At 68.4% G+C, this 2045-nt stretch carries 3 protein-coding genes; 2 read left to right on the top strand and 1 reads right to left on the bottom strand.

Annotation, left to right across the window (positions count from 1 at the left end):
• The first annotated feature begins 45 nt into the window (after positions 1-45).
• Both K9U40_RS22750 and K9U40_RS22755 read left to right on the top strand, forming a co-directional pair.
• A complete protein-coding gene (locus K9U40_RS22750) occupies positions 46-789 on the top strand; it encodes a TerC family protein (RefSeq protein WP_282892365.1) in 744 nt (247 codons plus the stop codon).
• 228 nt (positions 790-1017) lie between these two features.
• Positions 1018-1371, top strand: a complete 354-nt coding sequence (locus tag K9U40_RS22755; protein WP_282892366.1) for a hypothetical protein — start codon at positions 1018-1020, stop codon at positions 1369-1371.
• 42 nt (positions 1372-1413) lie between these two features.
• Here the strand turns inward: K9U40_RS22755 and K9U40_RS22760 are convergent.
• A partial coding sequence (locus K9U40_RS22760; RefSeq protein ID WP_282892367.1) for an NAD(P)/FAD-dependent oxidoreductase occupies positions 1414-2045 on the bottom strand: 632 nt, incomplete at its 5' end.

A 2045-nucleotide genomic window follows, 5' to 3' on the forward strand; every position in this document is an offset into this window, starting at 1 on the left:
GTCCTTGCCCTTTCCCCCAACCCCTCCCCCGAAGGTGCTGCCTAGATGGACTACCTCCTTCAACTCGCTGCCGATCCCGCCGCATGGGTGGCCCTGGTGACGCTGGTGGCCATGGAAGTGGTGCTCGGCATCGACAACCTCATCTTCATCTCCATCCTCACCAACAAGCTGCCGCCCCAGTACCGCACCAAGGCGCGGCGCATCGGCATCGGCCTCGCTTTGGTGCTGCGCCTCGCCTTGCTCGGCACCATCGCCATCATCGTGAAGCTGACGACGCCCATCTTCCACGTGTTCGACCACGGCTTCTCCTGGCGCGATCTCATCCTCATCGCCGGCGGCCTGTTCCTGGTGTGGAAGGCGACCACGGAGATCCACCACAATGTGGATCCCCGCACCCACAGCGAGGACGTGGCGGACGCCAAGATCACCATCGGCTTCTCCGCCGCCATCGTGCAGATCCTGATGCTGGACCTCGTCTTCTCCATCGACAGCATCATCACCGCCGTGGGCATGACGGAGCATATCCCCATCATGATCATCGCCGTCATCGCGGCAGTCACCTGCATGCTGCTCGCGGCCGATCCGCTGGCCAGGTTCATCGAGGCCAACCCCACCGTGGTGATGCTGGCGCTGGGCTTCCTCATCATGATCGGCATGACGCTGATCGCGGAAGGCTTCGGCGCCCACGTGCCCAAGGGCTATGTCTATGCCGCCATGGGCTTCTCCGCCGCCATCGAGGGTCTCAACATGGTCGCGCGGCGCCGCCGCGCGGCCGCCGACGGGCACTGAACCCGCCCGATCGGCCTTCCGTGGCCCGGTCCCTTTTGCGCCAGGCCAATGGCAAGGCGGCCCGGGCCTCTTTATGCTCGCGCCGGACCGGCTTGGCCGGCTCCGGCGGAGCATCTTCGATGCGCGGCGGATGACGCTTCGCGTGACCGGAATGCGATGCCAAGATTGAAGGAGCGCGTCCCGCGAACCGGCGTGATCGGGACATGCCCCAAACCCTTGAGGTCGAGAATGGTCGCCTTGTTCGCATCCCGCGCCGTCTGCGCGCTCACCGCCGCGCTGGCCCTCGCCGCCCTGTCGGCGCCCGCGCGCGCCCAGGCCTGCCTGGAGCAGATCGTCACCGTCCAGGCGGAGCTCAAGGCGCGCGTTCCCGCGCCCAGGAAGCCGGCGCCGCAGGAGCAGACCATCGGCGCGCAGACCGACCAGCAGCCGACCCCCGGCTCCCTGGCCGCAGCCGGCCTCACGGCGCCGGACAGCGGCGCCTATGGCGCCCTGAACCAGGCCATCAACCTCCAGGCCGGCGGTGACGAGGCGGGCTGCCTCAAGGCCCTCGCAGAGGCGCGGCGCCTCGGCGGGCTGAACTGAGCCCGACCGGACCTCATCAGGCGCAGGATGGACCGGCTTGCGTCAGAGCCGGTCGCGCAATGCGTAATAGCTGAGGCCCGCCACCATCATCGGGTAGCGCATCAGCTTGCCGCCGGGGAATGGCGGCACCGGCATGCGCTGGAGCAAATCGAAGCGCTCCAGCTGCCCCTTGACCGCCTCGGCCAGGATCTTGCCGAACAGGGGCGCCAGGGCCACCCCCTGCCCGCTATAGCCGGCCGAGACCAGGATCTTGTCCGACAGCCGGCGCACGAACGGCATCCGGTTGAGGGTGATGGCGAGCACCCCGCCCCAGGCATAGTCGATGCGCACGTCCTGAAGCTGGGGGAAGATCCGCAGCATGTAGGGCCGCACGAAGCTCGCCACGTCCGTCCTGAGGCCCCGCCGGTAGCTCTCGCCGCCGCCGAACAGCAGCCGGCCGTCGCCGCTGAGGCGGAAATAGTTGATGACGAAGCGGCTGTCGGCCACCGCCGCGTCGTTGGCGATGACCCCCTTGGCCCGCGTCCCGAGGGGCTCGGTGGCGACGATGTAGTTGCAGATGGGCATGACATGGGCGTCCACCCGCCGGTCGAAGCCGTCCATGAGGCCGTTGCCGCATTCCAGCAGGAAGCCGGCGCGCACCACGCCGCCCCCTTCGGTGGTGACAGTGACCCCCG

This window comes from Xanthobacter autotrophicus (assembly GCF_030015065.1).
In the GTDB taxonomy this organism is placed as follows: Bacteria; Pseudomonadota; Alphaproteobacteria; order Rhizobiales; family Xanthobacteraceae; genus Xanthobacter; species Xanthobacter autotrophicus_D.

Coding starts and splice junctions, on each gene's coding strand:
- K9U40_RS22755 (WP_282892366.1), top strand. CDS start 1,018: ATGGTCGCCTTGTTCGCATCCCGCGCCGTCTGCGCGCTCACCGCCGCG.
- K9U40_RS22750 (WP_282892365.1), top strand. CDS start 46: ATGGACTACCTCCTTCAACTCGCTGCCGATCCCGCCGCATGGGTGGCC.